This window comes from Corticibacter populi, from assembly GCF_004217315.1.
Taxonomy (GTDB): domain Bacteria; phylum Pseudomonadota; class Gammaproteobacteria; order Burkholderiales; family Burkholderiaceae_C; genus Lampropedia; species Lampropedia populi.
In genome coordinates this window covers 704,838-724,085 of sequence record NZ_SGWR01000001.1, presented here as the reverse complement: position 1 = coordinate 724,085, position 19,248 = coordinate 704,838, and the positions used below count along the sequence as shown (strand labels likewise).

General features: G+C 65.6%; 15 protein-coding genes and 1 other RNA gene. 9 read left to right on the top strand and 7 right to left on the bottom strand.

All coding sequences use genetic code 11. The features are described 5' to 3' along the window. Positions 1 to 57: 57 nt before the first annotated feature. Positions 58 to 3,003: an aconitate hydratase gene (locus tag EV687_RS03250; RefSeq protein WP_122226418.1), complete on the bottom strand. Its 2,946-nt coding sequence runs from the start codon at positions 3,001 to 3,003 to the stop codon at positions 58 to 60. A gap of 333 nt (positions 3,004 to 3,336) precedes the next feature. Here EV687_RS03250 and rarD point away from each other — a divergent pair, with 333 nt between their 5' ends. The 5 genes from rarD (at position 3,337) to EV687_RS03225 (ending at position 9,798) form a co-directional block, all read left to right on the top strand. Next, the gene (gene rarD / locus EV687_RS03245; RefSeq protein WP_122226417.1) at positions 3,337 to 4,260 is read left to right on the top strand and encodes an EamA family transporter RarD; all 924 of its coding nucleotides are present in this window, start codon (positions 3,337 to 3,339) and stop codon (positions 4,258 to 4,260) included. Between the two features lie 138 nt (positions 4,261 to 4,398). After that, entirely contained in the window at positions 4,399 to 4,962 is a 564-nt protein-coding gene (locus EV687_RS03240) for an RNA polymerase sigma factor (protein ID WP_122226416.1), read from the top strand. A gap of 14 nt (positions 4,963 to 4,976) precedes the next feature. Beyond that, the gene (locus EV687_RS03235; protein ID WP_165392807.1) at positions 4,977 to 5,903 is read left to right on the top strand and encodes a FecR family protein; all 927 of its coding nucleotides are present in this window, start codon (positions 4,977 to 4,979) and stop codon (positions 5,901 to 5,903) included. Positions 5,904 to 6,042: 139 nt separating this feature from the next. Beyond that, on the top strand, positions 6,043 to 8,493 hold the full coding sequence (locus tag EV687_RS03230; RefSeq protein WP_242612443.1) for a TonB-dependent siderophore receptor: 2,451 nt from the start codon (positions 6,043 to 6,045) through the stop codon (positions 8,491 to 8,493). 129 nt (positions 8,494 to 8,622) lie between these two features. Next, complete coding sequence (locus tag EV687_RS03225; RefSeq protein WP_242612442.1) at positions 8,623 to 9,798, top strand: YncE family protein; 1,176 nt, start codon at positions 8,623 to 8,625, stop codon at positions 9,796 to 9,798. A 69-nt stretch (positions 9,799 to 9,867) separates the two neighbouring features. On the opposite strand, the gene EV687_RS03220 is transcribed toward EV687_RS03225, so the two are convergent. The 6 genes from EV687_RS03220 to ffs all read right to left on the bottom strand — a co-directional run bounded on the left by EV687_RS03220 (position 9,868) and on the right by ffs (position 14,036). Next, positions 9,868 to 10,224 carry a hypothetical protein gene (locus EV687_RS03220; RefSeq protein ID WP_207226369.1) on the bottom strand — a complete coding sequence of 119 codons (357 nt, stop codon included), beginning with the start codon at positions 10,222 to 10,224 and terminating at the stop codon, positions 9,868 to 9,870. 175 nt (positions 10,225 to 10,399) lie between these two features. Beyond that, on the bottom strand, positions 10,400 to 10,858 hold the full coding sequence (locus EV687_RS03215; protein ID WP_130466433.1) for a DUF6491 family protein: 459 nt from the start codon (positions 10,856 to 10,858) through the stop codon (positions 10,400 to 10,402). Positions 10,859 to 11,098: 240 nt separating this feature from the next. Next, positions 11,099 to 11,596 (bottom strand): heme biosynthesis HemY N-terminal domain-containing protein, encoded by a 498-nt coding sequence (locus EV687_RS03210; RefSeq protein WP_122226412.1) that lies wholly within the window; start codon positions 11,594 to 11,596, stop codon positions 11,099 to 11,101. Continuing rightward, positions 11,596 to 12,909 carry a uroporphyrinogen-III C-methyltransferase gene (locus EV687_RS03205; protein ID WP_122226411.1) on the bottom strand — a complete coding sequence of 438 codons (1,314 nt, stop codon included), beginning with the start codon at positions 12,907 to 12,909 and terminating at the stop codon, positions 11,596 to 11,598. The genes EV687_RS03210 and EV687_RS03205 overlap by 1 nt, the downstream gene beginning before the upstream one ends. A 23-nt stretch (positions 12,910 to 12,932) precedes the next feature. Further along, on the bottom strand, positions 12,933 to 13,913 hold the full coding sequence (locus EV687_RS03200; protein WP_122226410.1) for a uroporphyrinogen-III synthase: 981 nt from the start codon (positions 13,911 to 13,913) through the stop codon (positions 12,933 to 12,935). Between the two features lie 27 nt (positions 13,914 to 13,940). Then, positions 13,941 to 14,036: signal recognition particle sRNA small type (ffs, locus tag EV687_RS03195), an RNA gene on the bottom strand. A gap of 90 nt (positions 14,037 to 14,126) precedes the next feature. On the opposite strand from ffs, the gene dnaX reads away from it, so the two are divergent. The 4 genes from dnaX (at position 14,127) to EV687_RS03175 (ending at position 19,211) form a co-directional block, all read left to right on the top strand. Next, a complete protein-coding gene (dnaX, locus tag EV687_RS03190) occupies positions 14,127 to 16,271 on the top strand; it encodes a DNA polymerase III subunit gamma/tau (RefSeq protein ID WP_122226409.1) in 2,145 nt (714 codons plus the stop codon). 144 nt (positions 16,272 to 16,415) lie between these two features. Beyond that, positions 16,416 to 16,763 (top strand): YbaB/EbfC family nucleoid-associated protein, encoded by a 348-nt coding sequence (locus tag EV687_RS03185; RefSeq protein ID WP_122226408.1) that lies wholly within the window; start codon positions 16,416 to 16,418, stop codon positions 16,761 to 16,763. A gap of 75 nt (positions 16,764 to 16,838) precedes the next feature. Then, on the top strand, positions 16,839 to 17,444 hold the full coding sequence (gene recR / locus EV687_RS03180; protein ID WP_122226407.1) for a recombination mediator RecR: 606 nt from the start codon (positions 16,839 to 16,841) through the stop codon (positions 17,442 to 17,444). Between the two features lie 144 nt (positions 17,445 to 17,588). Then, positions 17,589 to 19,211, top strand: a complete 1,623-nt coding sequence (locus tag EV687_RS03175) for a bifunctional aminoglycoside phosphotransferase/ATP-binding protein (RefSeq protein ID WP_130466432.1) — start codon at positions 17,589 to 17,591, stop codon at positions 19,209 to 19,211. Positions 19,212 to 19,248: the final 37 nt, after the last annotated feature.

Below are 19,248 nucleotides of genomic sequence, written 5' to 3'. Positions count from 1 at the left end.
AAGGCACTCCCTTTCCCAGGTTGCTGCGAGCGGGGTGGGAAGAGCGTCCGCCCCGCCTCAGGACAACAGCTGCCGCAGCACGTAGGGCAGGATGCCGCCGGCGCGGTAATAGTCGACTTCGATCGGCGTGTCCACGCGCAGTGTCACCGTCACCTCCTCGGTGCTGCCATTGGTGCGGGTAATGCGCACGATGGCATCGCTTTGCGGCTTGAGCTCGGGGTGAACCAGGATGTCCACGGTTTCGCTGCCATCGAGCTGCAGGCTCTGCCATGAATCATTGCCCTTGAACTGCAGCGGGATCACGCCCATGCCGACCAGGTTGGAGCGGTGGATGCGCTCGAAGCTGCGCGCCACCACGGCCTTGATGCCGAGCAGCTGCGTGCCCTTGGCCGCCCAGTCGCGGCTGGAACCGGTGCCGTATTCCTCGCCGGCAAAGATCACCGTGGGCAGGCCATCGGCGATGTACTGCATGGCCGCGTCGTAGATAGCCAGCTTCTGGCCCTTGTGCGCGCCATCGCCCTGGTAGAGGGTCAGTCCGCCTTCCTCGCGCGAGCCGTCCGCGGCGGGTGGCAGCATCAGGTTCTTGATGCGCACGTTGGCAAAGGTGCCGCGCATCATCACCTCGTGGTTGCCGCGCCGCGAGCCGTAGCTGTTGAAGTCCTGCTTCATCACGCCATGCGCCTTGAGCCAGATGCCCGCCGGCGAGCTTTCCTTGATGGAGCCGGCCGGCGAGATGTGGTCGGTGGTGATGGAGTCGCCAAACAGTGCCATGATGCGCGCACCTGCCACCGCGGCGCCAGGCTGGTCGCCATGCGCGGCGCTGTGCGTATCGCTGCCGTCGAGGGAGAAGTCCTTGAAGAAGGGCGGCTCGGCGATGTAGGTGCTGGTCGGCCAGGAGTAGGTCTCGCCGGCCACGCCGGTGATCTTCTCCCACAGCTTGCCAGGTTCCTTGCGCACTTTCGCGTAGTTCTTGCGGAAGGCCTTGGCGTTCATCGCGTACTTGAGCAGCTTGTAGACCTCGTCGCTGCTGGGCCAGATATCGCCCAGGTAGACGTCGCGGCCCTTGTCATCCTGGCCCACCGGCTCGGTCATCAAGTCCTTGAGCACGGTGCCGGCAATCGCATAGGCCACCACCAGCGGGGGGCTGGCCAGGAAATTGGCTTTGATGTTGGGGTGGATGCGGGCTTCGAAGTTGCGGTTGCCCGAGAGCACTGCGGCGCATACCAGGTCGTCCTTGACGATGGTTTCGTTGAACTCCGGGCGCAGGTCGCCGGCATTGCCGATGCAGGTCGTGCAGCCGTAGCCGGCCAGGTCGAAGCCGAGCTTTTCCAGGTACTTGAGCAGGCCTGCCTTCTCAAGGTATTCGGTGACGATGCGCGAGCCCGGCGCCAGCGAGGTCTTGATGTGCGGCTTGACGCGCAGACCCTTCTTGACGGCTTTCTTGGCCAGCAGGCCGGCGGCCAGCAGCACGCTGGGGTTGGACGTATTTGTGCAGCTGGTGATGGCGGCAATCAGCACATCGCCATTGCCCAGCGTGATGTCGCTCTCGCGATGGGCCGGCAGGCTGCAACTGTCCTCCACCGCGATGTCTATGGAAGGCTTGTTGGCCACCATCTCGGCCTTGTTGCGCTCGGCGCCGGCGGCCACCGGCCGGTCGGTGGGCAGCCCGACCGGGCGGCCGTCCACACAATCACCGCCGCTGGCCCAATAGCGTGCATGCAGGCGCTCGGAGTCCTGGTTGAAGCCGCTCTCGGTCGGCGGCTTGCTGAAGAGCTCGGTGAAGGTGCTCTTGACCTTGCCCAGCTCGATGCGGTCCTGCGGTCGCTTGGGGCCGGCGAGGCTGGGAGTGACGTCGCCCAGGTCAAGCGTGACGACCTGCGAGTAGTCGATGCTGCCGGCCTTGGGAACGCCAAAGAGCTTCTGCGCCTTGAAGTAGGCCTCGAAGGCTTCGATTTCCTCCTTGGTGCGGCCGGTGCCTTCGAAGTACCCGAGGGTCTTCTCATCGACCGGGAAGAAACCCATGGTAGCGCCATACTCGGGCGCCATGTTGGCGATGGTGGCACGGTCGGGCACCGTGAGGCTGGCCGTGCCCTCGCCGAAGAATTCGACGAACTTGCCCACCACCTTCTGCTGGCGCAGGATCTCGGTCACTGTCAGCACCAGGTCGGTAGCGGTCACGCCCTCGCGCAGCCGGCCCTTGAGCTCGAAGCCGACCACGTCGGGCGTGAGGAAGTAGAGCGGCTGGCCCAGCATGGCCGCCTCGGCCTCGATGCCGCCCACGCCCCAGCCGACCACGCCGATGCCATTGATCATGGTGGTATGACTGTCGGTGCCCACCAGCGTATCGGGGTAGTAGACCTCCTCGGCCGTCTTGTGAACGCCACGAGCAAAGAATTCGAGGTTGACCTGGTGCACGATGCCGAAGCCAGGAGGCACCACGCCGAAGGTCTTGAAGGCCTGCATGCCCCATTTCATGAAGGCGTAGCGCTCCTGATTGCGCTGGAATTCCAGCTTCATGTTCAGGTCCAGCGCGTCCTTGGTGCCGTAATAGTCGACCATGATGGAGTGGTCGACCACCAGATCCACCGGCACCAGCGGCTCGATCTTCTCGGGACTCTTGCCCAGGCTGGCGGCGACGCTGCGCATTGCCGCCAGGTCGGCCAGCAGCGGCACGCCGGTGAAATCCTGCAGCACCACGCGGGCGAGCACGAAGGGAATTTCATCGGTGCGCTTGGCCTTGGGCTTCCAGTTGGCGAGTTGCCTGACATGCGCGTCGGTGATTCGGATGCCATCGTGATTGCGCAGCACGGACTCGAGCACGATGCGGATCGAGACCGGCAGGCGGGCGACATTCGGGTAGATCTTGGCCAGTTCCGGCAGCGAATAGAACTGACCGGTGCGTCCGGAGGCCGTGCGGAAGCGTTTGCGGGTGGTTGCCAGGGGAGGCTTGGCGCTGCTGCGCGGCGTCGCGGCTCGGGCGGCTGGTTTGGTGGCGGTGTTCATCACGACCTCCTTGTCATCATGGTGGTGTATGGTTCATTGGATTCGCACAGGGCACGCCACGAGCGGACGGAACCGGACCCGGCAGGCCTTCTCGGTATCTTACCGTTACCCTCTGGTTTGTGCTTTGCCAATGCAGCCACGGGAGGCGATTGGGGCGATTTCGGGGACACCTCCTACAAAGATGGTGCTGCGCCTGGAATGCGGGGGCGCGCTGTCTTCGCCGGCCTCACAGGCTTGACAGCGCGAAAGTGGCGGCGGGCGTATCATCGCGGCCTTTGTCCCGTCCTCGCCCTTGCTACAGCCCTGCAACCATCCCACCGCCTGAGCACCGCCATGCCATCTGCCATTGCCGCCGACGATGAGGTTCGGCTCGGCGTTCTATACGCTGTGCTGGCCTTCAGTGCCTGGGGTTTCATGACCATCTACTGGAAATGGGTGGCCTGGATGCCCAGTGGCCAATTGATTGCCTATCGGGTGCTCTGGACATTCGTGCTGATGCTGCCGCTGCTGTCGGCGCTGCGGGGCTGGCGTCAGCTGGGCCATGCGCTGCGCCAGCCCCGGGTGATGCTGGTGCTGAGCCTGACGGCGGCGCTGATCTCGGTCAACTGGCTGACCTTTGTCTGGGCCGTCACGCATGCCCATGTGGTGCAGGCGAGTCTGGGCTATTTCATCAATCCGCTGCTCAATGTGCTGCTCGGCGTCATCGTGCTGCACGAACGCCTGCGGCCGGCGCAATGGCTGGCAGTGGCACTGGCAGTGCTGGGAGTGTGCTGGCAGGTCTGGGCATTGGGTGTGGTGCCGTGGATCGCACTGTTGCTGGGCGGCACCTTCGCAGTCTATGGCCTGTTGCGCAAATTCACGCCCGTCTCGGGCATGGTCGGACTGGGCATCGAGACCATGCTGATCTTTCCGGTGGCCTTGCTCTACCTGCTGTGGGTGAGCGGCCGGCCCGAAGCGGTGCCACTGGGCAGCCACGGCTTGGGTGGGGCCGTGCTGGTCATGCTCTCCGGTGTGATCACCGCCGCGCCGCTGCTGTGGTTTGCCAATGCGGCGCAGCGCTTGCGTTTGTCGACACTGGGCTTTTTCCAGTACCTGGCGCCAAGCCTGCAACTGATGCTGGGGGTCTTCGTCTACCACGAGGATTTCACCCGGCAGCACCTGATCAGCTTCGGCCTGATCTGGATCGCATTGCTGGTTTACTCGATCGACACCGTGTACACGGTGCGGCAGAACCACCGTCTCAGAACCTGCCCGTGATTCGCCCTCGCCGCCAGCGGACGATGGGCATGGCCGTGCCGGATGCATGGCATGGCTGTTGCCTTTCGATACGCGGTTGGCTTGGGGTGAAGTGGATAGAATAAAAATCACTATCGTTGATTCATCCATTCCCCTGGCATGTCCTCTCCCGCCTCGCTGACGCCGGCTTTGCTGGCGCACTATGAAGAGTTGGTGACGTATGTGCACAAGCGCTTCCCCGCACATGACTTCGCCCGCGATGTCATTCATCAGGTGTGTCTGCAGCTTCTGCACAGTCCACCCGACGAAGAGGTAAGGGCGCCGCTGGCCTATCTGCGCCGGATGTCGCTGCACCGGGCGCTGGACTGGTGCCGTGCCAGGACCCGCAGCCAGGCCTGGCTGGACTATGTGGAGGCCCCGCCGGATAGCCGCAGCCATGACGAGGATGGCGCCTGCCTGCTGGATTTCCAGCAGCAGCTGCAGGCCTTGGTCGACATCATCGAGGCCTTGCCGCCGCGGCCGCGGCAATGTTTTCTGCTGCACCGCATCCATGGCATGGAGCAGGCTGACATCGCCAATCAGACCGGCATCAGCCGCGCTGCCGTGGCCCAGCATGTGCGCACCGCCACGCAGCGCATCTGCCGCGACTGGGCGCCGGCACGTCATCTGGCCTCCGGGCGGCTTGATGCCGGCGCTGCCCGCGCCAACGCAGGCAGCACGTGATGCCCGCGAAGTCGATGACTCCGCCGCCCGCGCAGGGCAAACAGCGCGATGCGGTACCGGGCGTCGAGGATTTGGCCGAGGCGCTGCGCCAGCGCTTTCCTTCGAAGGATGAATTGCTGGCCGAGGCGCGTGCCCAGACCGAGGCGCAGGCGAGGCGGCACCGGCAACTCAAGAGGGCTGCCGGCGGCATGCTGTCGGTGGCTGCGCTGGCCGCCCTGTGGTGGGCAGATCCGGTCTTGCAGCGCCAAGAATTGAGTGCCGCCTTGGGGGCACAGGTTCGCCATACCATGGATGATGGCAGCGCCATCGTCCTCAATACCGACAGCGCGCTGACCTTGGAGCAGCGCCTGCGCACCCGCAGCTTGGTGCTTCAGCGGGGTGAGGCCGCGTTCACGGTGGCGCCGGGCTGGCGTCCCTTCATCGTGCGCAGCGGTGACATCCGGGTGCGCGACATCGGCACGGCCTTTACGGTTCGGCAGATCAAGGGCGACACGCGGGTCGTTGTGCTCGAGGGGATGGTGGAGGTCTCGCCATGGCCGGGCGCCGGACAGCTGGCGCAGGCAGGGACTGTGAGCTTGCATGCCGGGCAAGGCCTGCTGGCCGGTTCATCCGTGCCTGGCTCCTATGCCATGGAGCGCGTGGATGCGCTTGCCGCAGGTGCGTGGCGGCAGGGGCGGCTGGTTTTCAATGGCACGCGGCTGGATGAAGTCGCAGCGGAAGTCCAGCGCTACCGTGGCGGAGCCGTCCACATCGAAGGAGGGGATGTCGCGCAGCTGCGCGTCTCGGGCGTGTATGACATTGATCGCATCGAAGCCCTGCTCGACGCACTGCCGCAGGCGCTGCCGGTGCAGGTCAGCCGCAGGGCAGATGGCGGGGTGACGATAGCCGCGGCACGTTCCAGGCCAGCCACGAGCGATCGGCGGTTGAAAAAAAACAGGTAATAGTTTGTAACCAGACCTCACATCCGGCACGGCGCATACGCCATGGGTCATGGAGGCCTTGCAGTACTGGTCATCGCCAGCATGCAGCGGCCGTATGCAGTCACCCAAGCTCAGCATCTCACCCAACCGGAGATACCCCGTGCCCATTCCCGCCCATCTTCCGCGTGCGCTGTCGGCCGTGCCTTTGCGCATGCGTGCAGGCATGCTCGCTACGTCGGCCATTCTGGCCTTGTCCGCCCATGCGCAAAGCGGTGTCTCGGCCATCAGCATCCCGCCCCAGCCGCTGGGGCAAGCCATCAATGCGCTGGCGCTGCAGACCGGTGCGCGCATCATTTATTCGACCGAGCTGACCGAGCAAAAGACGGCGCCGGCGGTTGCCGGAACACTGACGGTGAGGCAGGCGCTGGATCAGTTGCTGGCGGGCAGCGGTCTGGTGGCCGATGTGCAGGGGGCAGAAGTGGTGGTGCGCAAGGCGGCGGCGCCAGCCCGGCCGGAAGCGAGTGCGGCTTTGCCCGAGGTGGCGGTGACTGCCGCCGGCTATGCGTCGGCCGAAACCTATGGCACGGGTTCCTACACCAGTGGCTCCACCAACACCGCCACGGGCCTGGCCCTGTCGATCCGGGAGACGCCGCAATCGGTGAGCGTGATCACCAGCCAGCGCATGCAGGACCAGGGGCTGACGCAGTTGACCGACGTGGCCGCGCAAACAGCGGGCCTGACGGTGAGCCAGGGCGGCAACGTCGGCTCGGACAGCTCGCCCATTTATTCGCGTGGTTTCCAGGTCGACAACTACATGGTCGACGGCGTCAAGCTGCTCAATTCCTACTCCAGCATCTTCCAGAGCCAGGACATGGCGCTGTACGACCGTGTCGAGATCGTGCGTGGCGCCTCCGGCCTGATGAACGGTGCCGGCAAGCCTGGCGCGACGATCAACCTGGTGCGCAAGCGCCCGCTCCGGGACTTTGCCGCGTCGGCCAATGTCGAGCTGGGATCGTGGCGCTACCGCCGGCTCGATGCCGACATCTCCGCACCGCTCAACCAGTCCGGCAGCGTGCGCGGGCGCCTTGTGGCCGCGGTGCAGGATGCCGATTCGTACATTGACCGGCTGGAGGAGGACCGCAAGGTGCTCTATGGCGTGATCGAGACCGATCTGGGACCGGCCACCGTGCTGCGCGCCGGTGCCAGCAAGCAGCGCCATGACTCCACGGGCCATGCGCGCGGCGGCCTGCCGGCCTACTACAGCGATGGCTCACGCACCCATTGGAGCCGCTCGGATTCGGCCGCGCCCAGCTGGGCCTATTCCAGGCGCCACAGCACCTCGGCCTTTGCGGAGCTTGAGCATGTCTTCAGCAATGACTGGCAGATCAAGGCCAGCCTCTCGCGCACCAAGACGGATTCCGACGAACTGGTCGGTTACGCCAGCGGCGGCAATCCGGACCGAGCCACCGGCGCGGGGGTGTCGATCTGGGCCACCCACTGGGTCTACACCCCCAGGCAGGATGTGCTTGATGTGAGCGCCAATGGCCAGTTCAGCCTGCTGGGCCGTCAGCACGACCTGGCCCTGGGTGCCACGCTGGCCCGCAGCGAGCATTCGGATCCCGCCTACACCAACTGGTCGCATGCCGGCTGGAGCGGCGCGGTGCCCGACATCTTCGACTGGGATGGCACCTACCCGGCCGAGCCGTACAACCCGTCGGTTGGCTACGGCGGTGCCAAGGACCGCAGCAATGGCATATTTGCGTCGCTGCGCCTGCGCCCGAGCGATGCCTTCTCGGTGATTCTCGGCACCCGCGTGGCCGACTGGAGGCGCGAGACCAGCAGCCACCGCTATGCGACGGGCCTGACCACCGTCACCAAACGGCAGGAGACCGGCGAGGTCATTCCGTTCGCCGGCCTGGTCTACGACTTCAGTCCGCATTGGTCCGCCTATGCCAGCTACACGACGATTTTCGAGCCGCAAAGCCTCAAGACCGCAACGGGCGATTACCTCGATCCGCTGATGGGCAATACCTATGAGGCCGGGATCAAGGGCGCCTTCTATGACGATCGGCTCAATATCGGCGCCGCCATCTACCAGACACGCGAGGACAACAAGGGCATTGCCATCACCGACGTGTATGCGCCGGACGGCTCGCAGGCCTATGAGTCGGTCGCCGGCGCGAAAAGCCGTGGCATCGAGCTGGAGGTGGCGGGGCTGCTGCGGCCGGGCTGGGAGATGTCGGCCAGTTTCTCCAGAAACATCACCACGGACCGCGATGGCGAACGGCTCAACACCAATGTTCCGCAGAACACCGCCAAGCTCTTTACCAGCTACCGCCTTCAGGGCATTGGCAATGGACTGACCATCGGCGGCGGTCTGCGCTGGCAGAACGCCATCTACACCGACGGCCTGGGGCCCAACCGGGACCAGCGCTTCGTGCAGCCGTCCTACGCGGTGGTGGACTTGATGGCGCGCTACAGCGTCAGCAAGAACGTGGTGGCCTCCATCAACATCAGCAATTTGTTCGACAAGCACTACTACACCAGTACAGGCAACAGCTACTACGGCGCGCCGCGGGGCGTGCGTGCCGGCCTGAACGTGCAGTTCTGAGCTTGACTGGGTTGGGCACTGGAGCGAAACCCAGGTTCGCTGGCGCAGCGGCCCGAGCCCGGGCCTTTTGAAACCTGTTCATTTTTTCATCTTTGTTTTTTCATCTTTGTTCGCATGCAAAGGATCGCCATGACCGTCTCTTCCTTCTCCACGAAATGCCCGCTGCAATTGGGCATGTTGGCTGCGGTGCTGCTGTTGTCAGGCTGCCAGACTGCGGCACCGGCGCACCAGGCTGCCGCATCCGGTGCGCAGGCTGTGCTGGCAACTGCGCCGCAACTGCGTCAGGATGCCTTCAAGGGCATCTACGAAATCACGAGCACCGCCGATGGCGCCTCGGTGTTCGTGGCCAGCATCAACGGCTTCGATCGCCAGAATGCCGGCTTCGTCCACCGCCTCGACGCCCGCACGCTGCAAACCGTGCAGACCATCCAGGTGCCGCGTCGTGCCTTTGCGCTGGGCCTGAACAACACCACGCAAACGCTCTACGTTGGCAACACCATGGAAGGCTCGCTCTCGGTGGTGGATGCCGGGAGCGGCATCGTCAAGGGCGTGATCCAGCTGGCGCAGCCCCAGAAGAATGATCAGGGCGAGGAATCCTTCGCGCACACCCGCAAGGTCATCGCCGACGAGACGCACAACCGCGTGTTCGTCACCAGCCCCGGCCAGCCAGGGCTGGTGTGGATCGTCGATGGTGCGACGAACACGCTCACCCACACCATCACCAGCGATGGCATCTGGACGGCCGGCGCGGCGTATGACCCGCTAGGCAATCGGCTGTATGTCAGCCAGGGCGGCGTGCATGAGATCCTCGCCATCGATCCGGACAGCGGCAAGGTGGTGCAGGCCTTGAGCACCGGTGACAGCAAGGCCAACACGGCAGAGGCATCGAGGCACTTCTTCATCAACCTGGCCATCGACGTGAAAGGCCAGCGCCTGTTTGCCGCCGACGGCAACACCAACCAGCTCTATGTGGCCGACATTGCCAGCGGGCAGTTCGTGCGGACCGTGCCGGTGGGCGGTGTCGGCACGTTGGATGTGATCTACAACGCCCGGCGCAATGAAGTGGTGGCAAGCCACCGGGGCGCAACGCACGGCCAGCCCGATGGCACGGGAGGGGTCACGGTGTTCGATGGCAGCACCTTTGCGGTGAAGCGGCGCTTCGAGCTGCCGGTGCATCCCAACAGCCTGGCCCTGTCACCCGATGGCCAGACGCTGTATGTGACGGTCAAGGCCCCGCATGGTGAGCAGCACGCGGCTTTCCGCAAGGACGGACTTGACAGCGTGGTGCGGATCGACTTGCGCTGATGCGCTCTGAATGCCGCTTTGCAGGTTCCAAGCCAGCTCGAATGCGGACTGGATTGATGTCGCCGCAGGCTACAAGGCTGGCTGAGGCACGGGCTGTGGCGCCGTGCGGCCCCTTCGCGCTTCCTTCACTGTTGTTTGCGTCTGCGCAGCCTGTGCCACGGGAGATGTCAACGGCTCCAGCGGACGGCGAAAATCGGCCGGCGTCGGGTTCAGGCTTGCCGTGCGCACATGCTTGTTGCTGATGAACCAGAGCTCGTCGCGGTCGTTCGAGAGGATCAGATAGGCCTCGGCAGTTTCCGATGGCGTGTGCAGGCCCAGCACCCGATACGCGGTTTGTGCATTGAAGCCGCTTTGCAGCGGGTAGGGCTTGGGGCCGTCGTGCAACTGCTGGATGCGCACATAAAGCCCGGTTTCGATTGTCACCATGAATATGATCCCTTCTGTCGGCAGCGTTCGCTTGGAGCCAGTTCACCCATGGTGCTCGCTCCCAGGGCGTCAGGCTGTCAGCCATTGCCGTCAGGCAGGGGATGGATATTCCTACGATCCTACGCAGCGAGCCCTGCACCCGTTGCTGGTGTGCTGCGTTGATTGACTAATCAACTCACTGGAGGGCAGGCAGTTTGTCCAACTGGTGAATGGCTTCGATGTTGCAGTCGATCGGCCAGCCGCTGGCGCTGCGGCTCTTGAGTCGGTCGAAGCGGGTGAGGGCGCCGGCGGTGCTGGTGTAGCCGAGGTGGTTGGCAAAGGCCAGCTCATCGCAGTCGATGTCGGTCCTGATCAGGTATTGCTTGCCAGGGCCGTTGTCGATGAGGACGTGGCGCTTGTCCAGATAGCTCCAGCCGGAGATGCCGAACGAGGGAATGCGCTGGATGCTCTCACCGATCTGCAGATGCTGCTTCTGCAGGCGTTCCTCGATGCTGACTTCGGGTGCGTTGCCAGCGGTGCTGGCGCAGGCCGCCAGCATGGTGGCCACTGCCGCGACGCAACCCAGCAGCAGGGCATTGCGGGTCGAGGCAGATGCCTGTTCCATGGCTGTCCCCGTCATCGCTGTCTCTTTCATGGTTTTTTCTCCTGGCGTGCCCAACGGCTGGTCGATATCGGCATTCGATGATGGCACTGAATGGAATGCGAATCAATTTTAATTTTTGACGAAGCAGCTGTGGTTGCACACAAAGCCCTTCCGTTCCGCAGCTTTGCGTCGGACCTGAACCATCAACGTTTCATGCCGTGCCGCATGTTCACCAGGTTCACCAAGCCCGCCAGGCCCGGCACCGCCTTGACATTGCGGAGGGATCGCAATTCAAAGGGTTTCACTCGCTGCGGGCAGGGAGCGTTTTCCTTGGCGCGCCATGGCTTCTTCACAGGCATGGATCAGCCACTCGCACTGGGCGGCCAGTCGCGAGGCTTCCTGCGCGCTCGGGTCTCCCGGGCCGGGCCGGCGGGCCGAACGGCTGCTCACCAACGCCAGGCAGGAGCGAGCCTCGTTGGCCGCGCTGGCGTAATCGCCCCGGGTGTAGTGCTGCATGGCGCGCACCAGCGCCTGGTAGGACGCCACTTCGCGTTGGTGGCGGCGCCACACACGTGCTTCCAGCGGCATCTGCCAGATCTTGCTGGCCGTGTGCATGGCGAGAAACACCAGCACCGTCAAAGCCAGCCAGGCCAGCAACAGCAGGTTCAGTGACAGGTCGACGCGGTAGGGGTACCAGAACAGCGTCACAGTGGCGCGGTTGTCGCCCAGGAAGAGCGCCGCTGCGACGGCGCCGCAGAACAGGATCAGAAGCCAGATGGCGCTGCGCATCAGCCGGCCTCCACCCAGGTCATGGGGCGATACAGCGCCTGGCCAGGCTCCGGCCAAGGGACCAGTGCCGGTGCGCGGCTTTGCGGGCCGTTGAGGTCTTCCGCCTCTGGTTCAGCCGTTGTGTCGCCATCGCTGATGGAGGCGCCGGCAGGTGCAGCGAAAGCTGGCTGGCGACTGGCGTGCACGGCGGCGATGGCCGCCAGGGTGTCCGTGATGGCGGGAGTCTCGACCGCCTGGATGTGCTCCTGCAGCTGCCGCAGGGTCTGCAGCGCATGGCGGGTGCGCGGTGCGCCGGTGTCGTAGTACTTGAGCAGCAGCGCCTGCACGGTGGCAAGGTCTGCGCGGGCCGAGGCCGTCTGGCGCGCCAGCAGGCCCATGCGGGCATTCATCAACTGCAGGCGCAGGTTCTCCCGCAGGAAGAAGGCCTGTTCGACCGTCAGCAGCGCTGCGTCGGGGTGGTCGATGCGCTGCACGCGCACCAGATCCGAGACGCCGCCGCGCATGCTGCTCCAGATCCGGTGCATCCACCCGGGGTGGACGGGGACAGCGCCATCGCCACTGGCCGTGCTGGCTGCGGATTCCGTGGCACCGGCTGCGGCGTCGCTCGCTGCAGTATCTCCGGCAGCGGTGGCGGGGGTCACTTCCGGACTGGCGGTGGCGCGATTGGAGGGCGTGCCCACGGCATTGCTCAGCGGCAGTTGCTCGAGTTGCAGCAGCAGGCTGTCGATGCGTCCGAGCAGGCCCGCCGTATCGGTCACGGCGGTGCTGGTCAGGCGCGCCAGATCGCGTTCGATGGCCGCATGCACTGGCAGCAGGCGCGGTTGGTCGAGCCGGTCGAAGCGCTGGCTGGCATTGCGCAGCGCGGCAATCAGCGGGTCGGCGAGGCCCGTCAACTGGGCCTGTTGCTGAGCCAGCCGCAGCGAGGCCTCGATATCCACCAGCATTGCCTCGTCATGGTTGCGCGAGAGCTCGAAGGCCAGTTGCTCCAGGTGCGAGCGCTGCAGCGTGTATTCATTGATGCGCACTTCGCTGAGCTTGGCGCGTGCGGCGGCATCCTGCGCCAGTTCCTGCGCCTGCTGGGCCAGCGTGCGAGCCTCGATGGCCTGGGTCTGCGTCACTGCCGACTGGGTCGCCAGCTGCTCCTGGATGTGGTTGAGCCGCTTCCATTGCGAATAGGCCAGCAGCAGTGCGATGCTGGCCCCGGCCATCAGCAGCCAGGTGCCCCAGGCGGGCAGCACCACCGGCCTGCGCCAGCGGTCGATGAGCTGATGCAGTTGCAGCGGCGGGGCGTGGTCGTTGGAGGGCTGGTCCACAGTGTCGGTCGGGGCAGGAATGTTCAGGGCAGGGATTTTATCGCCAGGGCCACATCCTGCGGTGTGGGGCGGCTCTCGCGCGCAGTACCGAAGCCCAGCGCACGGGTTTTTTGCACGATGCGTGCATGCGTGGCAATGGCGCGGTGCGCCGCCCAGTCATGCCCGGGCAGCAGTAGCGCCAGGTGGTGCAGCGCCTCGGAACTGCTGAACACCCAGACCTTGCGCTGCGCCGCGGCCGCGCTGGCCAGCGCGCGTTGATGCGCGCTCCAGGATGGGCAGATACGACGGTAGACGGCCAGCAGCTCGACCTCGGCACCGCGCTGGCGCAGCGCCTGGCTGAGCCAGTCACGCCCATGTCCGGCCAGAGGTTGGGCAAGTGCGGGCGTTGCGGCTGTGTCGGCGGCATTGGCCGTATCGGCCGCGTTGCCATCGAGCCCGCGCACGATCAGTACGCGACTTCCCTCGCCGATCTGGCCCTCAACCTGCTGCCACAGGGCTTCGGAATCGAACTGGCCAGCTTCCACACGGGGCTGATCGATGGCGCCCGCTGGCAGGCCCAGGGCCAGCAGGGCTTGCGCGGTGCCTGGCCCTGGGGCCCACAGGCGAGGCACGCGCCGGGCAGGGCCGCTGCCAGCCGAACCGGCATCGGGAACCGGGTGCGCCTGCCACAGTGCCAGCCAGCGCCGCAGCCGCGCGGGTTGCCAGAAGTGCTGCACGGCGCTGCCGCTGACGTGCATGATGGCATCCCATTGGTCGATCCCCTCGTCAATGCGTTGCTGCGCCTCGTTGAAAGCCGGCCCTTGCATGGGCTGGATCTCGATCAGCGGCAGGTTCTCGGCGCGCACGCCGAACTGCCCGAGCGCAGCCAGCCAGGCTTCGGCCTGGTGTGCCGGACGGGTGAGAATGGCTTGAGGGGGAGTTGCGTGGATGGCGGGAGGCATGAAGCGTGCATCTGCCGCCGGCAAGGGCACTGGCTTGGCCTGGCGCCGGCCTGTCACAGCCATGCCGCACAGGCACCTGGAAGGAAGAAGGGTGACGAGCCTGACCCCGGCACTGACTACGCAGTTAGGGCTGCTTGGTTCCCCACCTGACCCGGTTGGCTGTTTCACCATGCGGGGAGGCCCGTCACCGGCGATTGTAGTGCATGTGGCCTTTGCTCCTGCCGAATCTCCCGCCGAAGGAGCGGCTGCAGACCCGCCTGTGGGTACAATCCGCGCATGTCCTATCTGGTACTCGCGCGCAAATATCGCCCCCACAACTTCGAGGAAATGGTGGGACAGGAGCATGTCGTCAAGGCGCTCTCGAATGCGCTGGAGCAGCAGCGGCTGCACCACGCCTACCTGTTCACCGGCACGCGCGGGGTGGGCAAGACCACCGTCTCGCGCATTCTGGCCAAGTCCCTCAACTGCCAGGGCGCGGACGGGCAGGGTGGCATCACCGCGCATCCCTGCGGCATCTGCCAGGCCTGCCGCGACATTGATGCCGGCCGCTTTGTCGACTACACCGAGCTCGACGCGGCCTCGAACCGGGGCGTCGAGGAAGTGCAAAGCCTGATGGAGCAGGCGGTCTACAAGCCGGTGCAAGGGCGCTTCAAGGTCTTCATGATCGACGAAGTGCACATGCTTTCGAACACCGCCTTCAACGCCATGCTCAAGACACTGGAGGAGCCGCCCGAGTATCTGAAATTCGTGCTGGCCACCACCGATCCGCAGAAGGTGCCGGTGACGGTGCTCTCGCGCTGCCTGCAGTTCAACCTGCGCCCGATGGCGCCGGACACGATTGCCGAGCATCTGGGCCATGTGCTGCAGAAGGAATCCGTCACACACGACCGCGCCAGCCTGCAACTGCTCGGACGCGCTGCGCGCGGCTCCATGCGCGATGCGCTCTCGCTGACCGACCAGGCCATCGCATTTGGCAATGGCGCCTTGCAGGAAACGGTGATCCGCCAGATGCTGGGCGTGGTGGACAAGCGCTACATCCTTGACCTTATCGCCGCATTGGCGGCCGCTGACGGCCAGCGCGTCGTCGAACTGTGTGACGGCCTGCGCCGCGAAGGTATCGCCGCCGCCTCCGTGCTGGAAGACCTGGCCTTGTCGCTGCAGAAAATGGCCTTGTACCAGAACGTGCCTGCCCAGGCGAGCGCTGCCGAGGCCGAGCAGGACGCCGACGTGCGCCGCCTCCTGGAGCTGGCGGGACAGTTGCCGCCTGACGAGACCCAGTTGCTCTACAGCTTCTGTCTGAAAGGCCGCGAGGAACTTGGCCTGGCCCCCGACGAGCATGCCGGCCTGGTGATGGTGCTGCTGCGCCTGCTGGCCTTCAAGGCACCGCCCGGTTCGGTGGCTGCTGTACCGGCGGCGTCCGCACCAGCTGCGGCGACGGCAGGCCATGGCGGTGATGCAGCCAATGCGGCAAGCGTTGCGAGCATGGCTGGAGAGACCGAGGCAAACGCCGCGGCCCCAGCCCGCATGCAAGGCAGCGAAGAAGAAGCACGGCCTGCGTCGCCGACTGGACCCGGGCCATCGGCGGCGGCAGACGCGGAGGTGCCGGTCGCCACAGTCGCCAAGACCATCGATGCGGCAAGCCATGCAAGCAGCGCAGACAAGGCCGAGCAGCCGACCACAGCCGGAGGTGCCGGGGCCGCCACAAGACCGCGGCCCATCGCGGCGGCGCCGGCAATGCCTGCGGCGATGACCGGGGCAGAAGATACCCCGCCCTGGGAAGATGTGCGGCCGCCAACGGTTCCGGTTCGACCCGAGCGCATGGCCGCAACGCCTGTGGCAGAGGCGCATGCCAATGGGCCCGCCGCGATTCCTGCCCAGGAAACGCCTGCAACGCCTGCGGAGCCCACGCAGCCGGTGCAGCCAGTGCCGAATTTCGCCGCTGAAACCGACATCGAAACTGCCCAACCCGCCGCGCAACCTGTTTCCGTCGCGGTGCTGCCGCAGGCCGACCAGCCGCTGGCCCACTGGTGGCTGGCGCTGGTGCAGCAGCTCAATGCGGATGGTCAGCTGGTGGCCCTGGTGCGCGAACTGGCCTTGCAATCGGAACTGCAAAGCCGCAGCGACCAGGGCATGGTGCTGCGCGTGGCCAACCAGACGCTCAACAACGAATCGTTGCGTGGCAAGCTGCAGAAGGTGCTGCAGCTTGCGGGCGCGCTGTCCGGCAGCCTGTCTCTGGAGCCGGGTGCCGTCGAGCGCAGTCCGGCGCAATTGCTCGAGGCGCAGAAAAACCTCAGCCATGAAATTGCCCGCACGATCGTGGAGAATGACCCGAGCGTGCAGTGGCTGCGTAACAACCTGGGGGCCGAAATCGTGCCGGGCAGCATCCAGCCCGTCGCCGTCCAGTTGCCGCCTGCCATGTGACCCTATGGCCATGTGACTTGTGACAACAAACCGGCATGCCGGCGCGGTGGCGTTCCATCCCCATCCGCCCGCGATCCCGCCAGTACCATGGCGCCGGCGGGCCCCGCATCACGCTTTACCAACATTCAGAAGAAGGAAACACCCATGTTCAACAAAGGACAAATGGCCGGTCTGCTCAAGCAAGCGCAGGCCATGCAGGACAACCTGAAGAAGGCCCAGGAAGAGTTGGCCAATATCGAGGTCGAAGGCGAATCGGGCGCCGGCTTGGTCAAGGTGCTGATGACCGCCAAGCACGATGTCAAGCGCGTCACCATCGACCCCAGCCTGCTTGAGGATGACAAGGACATGCTGGAGGATCTGGTCGCCGCTGCCTTCAACGCGGCCGTGCGCAAGGCCGCCGAGGTCGAGCAGGAAAAAATGGGCAAGCTCACCTCCGGCATGGGCGGTCTTGGTGGCCTGGGCGGTTTGGGCGGCATGAAGCTGCCGTTCTGATGCCCCATTGTCCGCACACCGGGGGCCGTAGCCAGTGTGGCTTGCCGGCGCCCTTGGCATGCCAATCTTTATCGCATGGCGATCCACGTGGCTTCTGATACCCAAAGCGTCGATGGTCTGGTGCAGGCGCTGCGCATTCTGCCGGGCGTCGGCATCAAGTCGGCCGCCCGCATGGCCTACCATCTGTTGCAGCATGATCGCGAGGGCGCGCAGCGGCTGGCCGCCTCGTTGCAGGCGGCGGTGCGGAACGTGCGCCATTGCGAGAGTTGCAACACCTTCACCGAGCAGCCGATCTGCCAGACCTGTGCCGACCCGGGCCGTGACCGCAGCCGCCTGTGTGTGGTCGAGACACCGTCCGACCAGGCCGTGATGGAGCGCACAGGCGCCTATGACGGGCTGTACTATGTGCTGCTTGGACGCCTGAGTCCGCTCGACAGCGTCGGCATTGCCGACTTGGGCCTGACGCGCCTGCTCGAACGTGCCACCGATGGCGTGACCGAGGAGGTGATCATCGCCACCAGCTTCACCGCCGAGGGCGAGGCCACCGCCCATATCCTCACGCAAAGCCTGCAAAAGCGCGGCGTCAAGGTCACGCGCCTGGCGCGTGGCGTGCCGGTGGGCGGCGAGCTCGAATACATCGACCTGGGCACCATCGCCCACGCACTGGCGGACCGGCGCTGAGCCGCGACCCTGCTGGTGTCGCGTCAACCATCCGATGTCGCAGGCGGTGCGCTGCCATCGGATGGTTGGCGTGACACTGGTTCCGTTGCCTTTGATCATTTCCGGCCGGACGCCTCCGGCCAAGCCTCGACAAAAGGAGCATGCATGGCATCCGCCGAGTTGCACCCTGATCCCATGGCGCGCATGCGCGCCGACATCGAAGCCTTGCGCCAGCGTCTGTCGGCCGAGCTGCAGCAGACATTCGAGCTGCGCGAAACCCACATCTCCTGGTTGTTGCTGGGCGAGCAGCGCGTCTGGAAGTTCAAAAAGCCGGTCCAGTGGCCGTTCCTGGATTTCTCGACGCTGGCGCTGCGCCGCTTCTTCTGCGAGGAGGAACTGCGCCTGAACCAGCGGCTGGCGCCCCAGCTCTATCTGGGCTTGGCCAGCCTCTGGCGCGATGCACAAGGCCAGTTCAGCCTGGCACGATCGGCGGCGCAGGGCGAGGCCGAACCGGTCGAGTATGCCGTCGAGATGCGGCGCTTCCCGGATGATGCCTTGCTGCTGCAGCGGCTCGAAGATGGCCTTCTGCAGGACCAGGAGGTGCTGGAGCTGGCCGGCACCATGGCGGCCTTCCACGGCCGCATTGCCGGCGCAGCCCTGCCGGATGCGCGCTATGGCGCGCCGGCGCGCGTGCTTGGCGATGTGCTCGACCTTTTCGAGCCCCTTTCACGCAGCGCCTTTGCCGATCTGCAGGGGCGCTGGCGGGACTGGGTGGAGCGCCAGGCCGGTTCACTGGAGGGCGTCTGGACCACCCGGCACGATGGCGGCTTCGTGCGCGAGTGCCATGGCGACCTGCATCTGGGCAACCTGGTGCGCTTCGAGGGGCGGAGCCTGCCGTTCGACTGCATCGAGTTCCAGCCGGGCATGCGTTGGATCGACGTGGTCAATGACGTGGCCTTTCTGACCATGGACCTGCAGGCGCGCGGCCGCGCGGACCTGGCGGCACTCTTCATGGATGAATACCTGCAGCACAGCGGCGATTACGCGGGCCTGGCTGTCTGGCGCTTTTACGAGGTCTACCGTGCGCTGGTGCGCGCCATGGTGGCGCAGCTGCCGGGCGAGGGCAAGGATCCGCTGGCCGGCCGGCCGTATGCGCAGCTGCTGGAACGCTGGATCGGCGCCGAGAATGCGGCGGCGCCGGCTGGCGTGCCCGCGGCGCGCCTCTACATCACCTGCGGATTCTCGGGTTCGGGTAAATCCACCGTGGCGCAGGCCCTGGTGCGGCACACCGGTGCGGTGCGCATCCGCTCGGACGTGGAGCGCAAGCGCCTGTTCGGGCTGGACAGTCTCGCTGATTCGCACCAGCGTGGGCTCGACATCTACACGCCGCAGGCCACTGAGCAGACCTTCACGCAACTGCAGGTCCACGCCAGCGCTGCGCTGCGGGCGGGCTATGCGGTGGTGGTCGATGCGGCCTTTCTGCGCCACGCGCAGCGTCAGGCCTTTGCCGTGCTGGCCCGGCGTGAGGGCGTGCCCTTCATCATCCTCGACTGCCAGGCACCTCTGGAGGTGCTGCGCCAGCGCATTGCCGCGCGCCAGCAGGCGGGCCGTGATGCGTCCGAGGCGACGCTGGAGGTGCTGGAGCAACAGCAGGTCTGGCGCGAGCCCTTCGATGCGGCGGAGCTGGCCGATGTGCGCATTATCGATACCACGCGGCCGGACGTGATGGGTCAACTGCAGCAGGACGAACTGGCCTTGCTGCAGCGATTGGGCAAGACCAGCCACTGAGAACCTATTCACGATCTTTCCGCGGGTCGCGTTGTCC

Coding starts and splice junctions, on each gene's coding strand:
- EV687_RS03250 (WP_122226418.1), bottom strand. CDS start 3,003: ATGAACACCGCCACCAAACCAGCCGCCCGAGCCGCGACGCCGCGCAGC.
- rarD (WP_122226417.1), top strand. CDS start 3,337: ATGCCATCTGCCATTGCCGCCGACGATGAGGTTCGGCTCGGCGTTCTA.
- EV687_RS03240 (WP_122226416.1), top strand. CDS start 4,399: ATGTCCTCTCCCGCCTCGCTGACGCCGGCTTTGCTGGCGCACTATGAA.
- EV687_RS03235 (WP_165392807.1), top strand. CDS start 4,977: ATGACTCCGCCGCCCGCGCAGGGCAAACAGCGCGATGCGGTACCGGGC.
- EV687_RS03225 (WP_242612442.1), top strand. CDS start 8,623: ATGACCGTCTCTTCCTTCTCCACGAAATGCCCGCTGCAATTGGGCATG.
- EV687_RS03220 (WP_207226369.1), bottom strand. CDS start 10,224: ATGGTGACAATCGAAACCGGGCTTTATGTGCGCATCCAGCAGTTGCAC.
- EV687_RS03215 (WP_130466433.1), bottom strand. CDS start 10,858: ATGAAAGAGACAGCGATGACGGGGACAGCCATGGAACAGGCATCTGCC.
- EV687_RS03210 (WP_122226412.1), bottom strand. CDS start 11,596: ATGCGCAGCGCCATCTGGCTTCTGATCCTGTTCTGCGGCGCCGTCGCA.
- EV687_RS03200 (WP_122226410.1), bottom strand. CDS start 13,913: ATGGCTGTGACAGGCCGGCGCCAGGCCAAGCCAGTGCCCTTGCCGGCG.
- dnaX (WP_122226409.1), top strand. CDS start 14,127: ATGTCCTATCTGGTACTCGCGCGCAAATATCGCCCCCACAACTTCGAG.
- EV687_RS03185 (WP_122226408.1), top strand. CDS start 16,416: ATGTTCAACAAAGGACAAATGGCCGGTCTGCTCAAGCAAGCGCAGGCC.
- recR (WP_122226407.1), top strand. CDS start 16,839: ATGGCGATCCACGTGGCTTCTGATACCCAAAGCGTCGATGGTCTGGTG.
- EV687_RS03175 (WP_130466432.1), top strand. CDS start 17,589: ATGGCATCCGCCGAGTTGCACCCTGATCCCATGGCGCGCATGCGCGCC.